The organism is Rubrivirga sp., assembly GCF_049648075.1.
GTDB lineage: Bacteria > Bacteroidota > Rhodothermia > Rhodothermales > Rubricoccaceae > Rubrivirga.
On the sequence record NZ_JBARYR010000663.1, the window covers coordinates 1 to 5,492 of the forward strand.

The window sequence follows — 5,492 nt, forward strand, 5'->3', positions numbered from 1 at the left end:
GAGGGCGCCCGCGAAGGCGGCCTCACGCTCTAAGCACCCCAATCCTATGGCACAGCAGCAAAACCGAGGTGGTCGCGGAGGCCGTGGTCGTCGCAACGACGGGCGCGACAACGAGGCGAACCGATCCAACCTGATCGAGCGTTTGGTTTCGATCAACCGCGTCGCAAAAGTCGTCAAGGGCGGCCGTCGCTTCTCTTTCAACGCCGTCGTCGTCGTCGGTGACGGAAACGGCAAGGTGGGGCAGGGTCTCGGCAAGGCCAACGAGGTCGCAGACGCGATCTCGAAGGGGACCGAGGACGCCAAGAAGAACTTGATCGCGGTGCCTGTCACCGGGACGGGCTCGATCCCCCACGCCGTCCGCGGCGTCCACGACGCGGGCACGGTTCTCCTAAAGCCGGCGAGCGACGGTACGGGCGTGATCGCCGGTGGCGGCGTCCGCGCCGTCCTCGAGTGCGCCGGCATCCGCAACGTGCTTTCGAAGAGCCAGGGCTCGTCGAACCCGCACAACCAGGTCTCGGCCACGATGGAGGCTCTCGGTCAGCTCCAAGACGCTGGTCAGGTCGCCGCTCGCCGCGGGATCACCATCAAGCAGGTCTTCGAGGGATAGAGCGACCTCGAGGCTGATGATCGGCCTCGACGCTCCCCTGAACCCCGACTATTCCAATGGCAACGATCAAGATCACCCAGACGAAGAGCACGATCCGTCGCGCCGGCGACCAGAAGAGGACCATCGAGGCCCTCGGACTGGGACGCATCGGCCGGACGGTCGAGCACGAGGCGACGCCCCAGATTCGAGGCATGGTCTCGAAGGTGCAGCACCTCGTCAGCGTCGAGGAGGCGTAGCCCGAGGCTCGTCCTCGAGGCCGACGCGCTTCACCGAAAACCGAATCGAGGCCGGTCCGCGACGACGCGTGACCGGCCTATCTTTTCAGGCGTCCCCGGACGTCCCGTCGCTCGACCTCGAGGACGGATCTGCGAGTCGGACGCGCCTTGGGCCGCCGGCGTTACTAGCCACACCAAAATGGATCTCAGCAACCTGAAGCCCGCCAAGGGCTCGACGAAGAAGCGCAAGCGGATTGGCCGCGGCGAGGGCTCCGGCCACGGCGACACCGCCACTAAGGGACACAACGGTCAGAAGAGCCGCTCCGGCGCTTCGATCCCGGTCTGGTTCGAGGGCGGTCAGATGCCGCTCCAGCGCCGCGTCCCGAAGTACGGCTTCAAGAACCGCAACCGCGTCGCCTACGACCCGATCAACCTGTCGCGTCTCGCGGCGCTCGTCGAGGACGGACGCATCGAGGACGGCGGCACGATCTCGCCCGAGGCGCTGAAGTCACTCGGCATCGGCGGCAAGAACGGCCGGTACAAGATCCTGGGCGACGGCGAGTTCAACGTCAAGCTCGACGTTCACGCTCACGCGTTCTCGGCCTCGGCCAAGAAGAAGATCGAAGCGGCCGGCGGCAGCGCCACCGTCGTCGACTAGCCCACCGCCGGGGCGGACCGACCTCGAGGTCGGACTCTGTCTCGGACACCCCACGCATTCATGGCTTCGGTCGTCGATTCCTTTCGCAACATCTGGAAGATCCACGAGCTTCGGCAGCGGATCATCTTTACGCTGGGCATCCTGGTCGTGTATCGGCTCGGGTCCTACGTGACGCTTCCGGGTGTCGACGCGATTGCTCTCCAGCAGCTCGCTGACACCAGCGGCAATCAGGGAGGCTTGTTTGGCCTCTTCAACCTGTTCGTCGGTGGCGCCTTCTTCCGAGCGGGCGTGTTCGCGTTGGGCATCATGCCCTACATCACGGCGAGCATCATTATTCAGCTCCTCGGGGCCGTTTGGGCGCCGATTCAGAAGCTGCAGCGTGAGGGCGAGGACGGACGCCGCAAAATCACGCAGTGGACGCGGTATGGAACGGTCGGTATCACCGCTCTCCAGTCGATCGGTTACGCGATCAATCTGCAGGCGACGTCCGGGCAAGCGATCGTCGTTCCAGCCTGGGCGTTCACGCTCATCTGTGTGATCTGTCTGACGGCCGGTACCGTCTTCGTGATGTGGCTCGGTGAACGGATTACAGAGAAGGGGATCGGCAACGGCATCTCGCTGATCATCATGATCGGCATCATCGCCTTCCTGCCGCAGTCCCTCCTTAACGAGCTGCCGCAGATCGGCGGGATCGGACGGGCCGATACGAACATCTTCATCTTCCTGATTGAGATCGGGGCGCTCTTCTTGGTGACCGCCGGCGTCGTCTTTGTGACGCAAGGCACGCGGCGAATCCCGGTCCAGTACGCCAAGCGCGTGATCGGGCGGAAGCAGTTCGGTGGAACGACCCAGTACCTCCCGTTGCGCGTCAACGCGGCGGGCGTCATGCCGATCATCTTCGCACAGTCGATCATGTTCATCCCGAGCACGATCGCAGCGTTCTTCCCCGAGAGCGGCTTCTGGCAGACGGTCGGCACAGCGACCGGAGACATCTTCGGCTTCTGGTACTCGCTGATCTTCTTCGTCGTCTGTGTCTTCTTTACCTACTTCTACACGGCCATCGCGGTGAACCCGCAGGAGATGGCCGACACGATGAAGCGGCAGGGAGGCTTTATCCCTGGTGTCCGTCCGGGTCGCCAGACGAGCGAGTTCATCGACACGATCCTGACGCGCATCACGCTCCCGGGCGCTTTGTTCATCGGCTTCGTCGCCATCCTGCCTGCCATCGCGGCGCAGTTTGGCGTCCAGCAAGGCTTCGCTCAGTTCTTCGGCGGCACGAGTCTCTTGATTCTGGTCGGCGTGACGCTCGATACGTTGCAGCAGATCGAGAGCCACTTGCTGATGCGCCACTACGACGGGTTCATGAAGACGGGTCGTGTGCGCGGCCGTCGGCGCTAGATGGCCTCCGGGCGCATCACTCTCAAGAACGACGCGGATGTTGCCGGCATCCGCGAGGCGGCGGCCGTCGTCGAGCGAGCTCTCGCGACGGCTGCAAGTCTGATCGAGCCGGGCGTCGATACGCTTCGCTTGGACCAGGCGGCGGAAGAGATCATTCGTGACGCAGGTGGACGGCCCGCATTTAAGGGCTACCGGATGGGCGGAGACACGTCCCCGTTTCCGGGCAGCTTGTGCATCTCTGTCAACGACGTCGTCGTGCACGGCTTCCCGAGCGAGGAGCCACTCCGTGAGGGCGACATCGTGTCGGTCGACTGCGGCGTCGAGCTCGGCGGCTATTTCGGCGACTTCGCTTATACATTCGCAGTAGGGGAGATCGCGCCCGAAACCCAAGAGTTACTCGACGCGACACGTGATTCTCTTTACGAGGGGATCAGCCAAGCCTACGCTGGCAATCGAGTTGGCGACATCGGTCACGCGGTGCAGACGTATTGCGAAGCGCGCGGCTATGGCATCGTGAGAGACCTGGTCGGCCACGGCGTCGGCAAGAACCTGCACGAGCCGCCCAACGTCCCGAACATCGGCCGCAAGGGCGTCGGCAAAAAGCTGAAGGCTGGCCTGACCATCTGCATCGAGCCGATGATCAACGGCGGCACGGGCGACGTCACCGTCGACGGCGACGGCTGGACGGTCCGAACGGCCGATGGTGCGCCCAGCGCGCACTTTGAGCACATGGTGCTCGTTCAGAGAGGGCAGCCCGAGATCCTCTCTTCCTACGACAAGATCGAAGCTGCGCTCGCGACGGTGCGCGGCGACACTCCCGTTTCGGCGGACACCGTCGCACTTTAGATAGTTAGCAACCACCCGCGCTCCGCGCGTCCGAATGGCTAAGCAGCCTGCGATCCGACAAGACGGCAAAGTCACCGAAGCCCTCCCCAACGCTCAGTTCCGCGTGGAGCTCGAGAATGGTCATGAGATCCTGGGTCTCCTGTCCGGCAAGATGAGGAAGTTCTACATCCGCATCCTTCCCGGCGACCGCGTCACGGTAGAGATGTCCCCGTACGACCTGACCAAGGGTCGGATCGTCTACCGCTACAAGTAGCCGCCCTCGAGGTCGGCGTCCTCGAGGACCCGAGTTGGGCGGGCTTTTCACGTCTCCTGCGGCACAACGCCACGGGGAAAAGGCGTTCTTCCAAGCCGGCCGAAACCTTGGCCGTCCTTTGTCCTCAAGACTGACAGATCCATGAAGGTTCGCGCCAGCGTCAAGAAGCGGTCCGCCGACGACAAGATCGTCCGCCGGAAGGGCCGCATCTACATCATCAACAAGAAGAACCCCAAGCACAAGCAGCGCCAGGGGTAGAGGCGTCCGGCGAGCGCGAGCGGATCAACTCGTAGCTCTCCCGCCCTCACACACACGCATCCAGCATTATGCCTCGTATCGCAGGAGTTGACGTCCCCGGCCGCAAGCGCGCCGAAGTCGCGCTGACCTCGATCTTCGGGATCGGCACCAGCCGCGCCATGGAGATCTTGGACCGCGCCGGCGTCGATCCGAACACGCTTCCCGACCAGTGGTCGGAGGAGGAGACCCGCCGCGTCCGCTCGCTCATCGAGGACAACTACGTCGTCGAGGGCTCGCTCCGCACGGAGACCCAGCTCAACATCAAGCGGCTGATGGACATCGGTTGCTACCGCGGTCTCCGTCACCGTCGGAGCCTGCCCGTCCGCGGCCAGCGCACCAAGACGAACGCCCGCACCCGGAAGGGCCGCAAGAAGACGGTCGCCGGTAAGAAGAAGGCACCGCGTAAGTAACTCGCCGCGGGCAGACCGCCCGTCGCTTCGGCGTACGCACGCAGGCACCGCGTCCTCGAGGACGAAGGTCACCCCTGACGCGCCGCACCTGATCCAACACCTATTGGGGCCTCGGCCCACACTGACATGGCAAAGCAACAAGGAGGCGCCGGACGTCCGGCCCGCACCAACCGACGCTCGAAGAAGGTCCAGGTCGAGACGAACGGTAACTGCTACATCAAGGCGTCGTTCAACAACGTCCTGATCACGCTGACCGACGCGTACGGCAACACGATCTCGTGGAGCTCGTCGGGCAAGATGGGATTCCGCGGCTCGCGGAAGAACACGCCGTACGCCGCGCAGGTCGCGGGCACCGAGGCGGCCAAGGAGGCCTACGACTTGGGGCTCCGTCGCGTCGACTGTTATGTCAAGGGACCCGGCTCCGGCCGCGAAGGCGCCATCCGTGCGCTCGCGATCGCCGGCCTCGAGGTTCTCTCGATCCGGGATATCACCCCGCTCCCACACAACGGCTGCCGGCCGCCCAAGCGTCGCCGCGTCTGAGCCCTCGAGGACGGATCGAAGCCGGCTCCACGCTGGCCTAATCTCGTCCTCGATTCAGACCGACCGCGCGGGCAGAAGCCCGGTTGCGCCCGTCTCGGCCCTTGGGTCGGGGACGGACCGCACGTAGTTCATCGCGCTCGTAGCCACCGAGCGCTCACTCACGAGATATCACAACGATCATGGCCCGTTACCGCGGACCCAAGCAGAAGATCGCGCGCCGCTTCGGCGAGCCCATCTTCGGACCCTCCAAGGCGCTCGAGCGCAAGCC

Annotated in this window: 9 protein-coding genes and 1 pseudogene; all 10 read left to right on the forward strand. The window is 64.4% G+C overall.

Translation table 11 applies throughout. From position 1 onward, the window contains the following. The first annotated feature begins 46 nt into the window (after positions 1 to 46). Entirely contained in the window at positions 47 to 607 is a 561-nt protein-coding gene (rpsE, locus tag WBA11_RS17825; RefSeq protein WP_424521986.1) for a 30S ribosomal protein S5, read from the forward strand. Between the two features lie 56 nt (positions 608 to 663). Continuing rightward, on the forward strand, positions 664 to 843 hold the full coding sequence (gene rpmD / locus WBA11_RS17830) for a 50S ribosomal protein L30 (protein WP_424521987.1): 180 nt from the start codon (positions 664 to 666) through the stop codon (positions 841 to 843). A 178-nt stretch (positions 844 to 1,021) separates the two neighbouring features. Beyond that, positions 1,022 to 1,480 carry a 50S ribosomal protein L15 gene (gene rplO / locus WBA11_RS17835; RefSeq protein WP_424521988.1) on the forward strand — a complete coding sequence of 153 codons (459 nt, stop codon included), beginning with the start codon at positions 1,022 to 1,024 and terminating at the stop codon, positions 1,478 to 1,480. Between the two features lie 60 nt (positions 1,481 to 1,540). Beyond that, complete coding sequence (gene secY, locus WBA11_RS17840; RefSeq protein WP_424521989.1) at positions 1,541 to 2,878, forward strand: preprotein translocase subunit SecY; 1,338 nt, start codon at positions 1,541 to 1,543, stop codon at positions 2,876 to 2,878. Next, complete coding sequence (gene map, locus WBA11_RS17845) at positions 2,879 to 3,724, forward strand: type I methionyl aminopeptidase (RefSeq protein ID WP_424521990.1); 846 nt, start codon at positions 2,879 to 2,881, stop codon at positions 3,722 to 3,724. It begins immediately after the preceding gene. Between the two features lie 34 nt (positions 3,725 to 3,758). Next, positions 3,759 to 3,977, forward strand: coding sequence for a translation initiation factor IF-1 (infA, locus tag WBA11_RS17850; RefSeq protein ID WP_095516158.1), 219 nt, complete (start codon positions 3,759 to 3,761; stop codon positions 3,975 to 3,977). Between the two features lie 141 nt (positions 3,978 to 4,118). Then, a complete protein-coding gene (rpmJ, locus tag WBA11_RS17855) occupies positions 4,119 to 4,235 on the forward strand; it encodes a 50S ribosomal protein L36 (protein WP_095510537.1) in 117 nt (38 codons plus the stop codon). Between the two features lie 68 nt (positions 4,236 to 4,303). Next, complete coding sequence (rpsM, locus tag WBA11_RS17860) at positions 4,304 to 4,684, forward strand: 30S ribosomal protein S13 (RefSeq protein WP_424521991.1); 381 nt, start codon at positions 4,304 to 4,306, stop codon at positions 4,682 to 4,684. A 126-nt stretch (positions 4,685 to 4,810) separates the two neighbouring features. Continuing rightward, the gene (gene rpsK / locus WBA11_RS17865; protein ID WP_424521992.1) at positions 4,811 to 5,224 is read left to right on the forward strand and encodes a 30S ribosomal protein S11; all 414 of its coding nucleotides are present in this window, start codon (positions 4,811 to 4,813) and stop codon (positions 5,222 to 5,224) included. A gap of 179 nt (positions 5,225 to 5,403) precedes the next feature. Continuing rightward, positions 5,404 to 5,492: pseudogene (locus WBA11_RS17870) on the forward strand (30S ribosomal protein S4); the annotation flags it as partial.

Excerpts from the sequence above, each read along its gene's own strand:
- rpsE (WP_424521986.1), top strand. The coding sequence starts at position 47 with ATGGCACAGCAGCAAAACCGAGGTGGTCGCGGAGGCCGTGGTCGTCGC.
- rpmD (WP_424521987.1), top strand. The coding sequence starts at position 664 with ATGGCAACGATCAAGATCACCCAGACGAAGAGCACGATCCGTCGCGCC.
- rplO (WP_424521988.1), top strand. The coding sequence starts at position 1,022 with ATGGATCTCAGCAACCTGAAGCCCGCCAAGGGCTCGACGAAGAAGCGC.
- secY (WP_424521989.1), top strand. The coding sequence starts at position 1,541 with ATGGCTTCGGTCGTCGATTCCTTTCGCAACATCTGGAAGATCCACGAG.
- map (WP_424521990.1), top strand. The coding sequence starts at position 2,879 with ATGGCCTCCGGGCGCATCACTCTCAAGAACGACGCGGATGTTGCCGGC.
- infA (WP_095516158.1), top strand. The coding sequence starts at position 3,759 with ATGGCTAAGCAGCCTGCGATCCGACAAGACGGCAAAGTCACCGAAGCC.
- rpmJ (WP_095510537.1), top strand. The coding sequence starts at position 4,119 with ATGAAGGTTCGCGCCAGCGTCAAGAAGCGGTCCGCCGACGACAAGATC.
- rpsM (WP_424521991.1), top strand. The coding sequence starts at position 4,304 with ATGCCTCGTATCGCAGGAGTTGACGTCCCCGGCCGCAAGCGCGCCGAA.
- rpsK (WP_424521992.1), top strand. The coding sequence starts at position 4,811 with ATGGCAAAGCAACAAGGAGGCGCCGGACGTCCGGCCCGCACCAACCGA.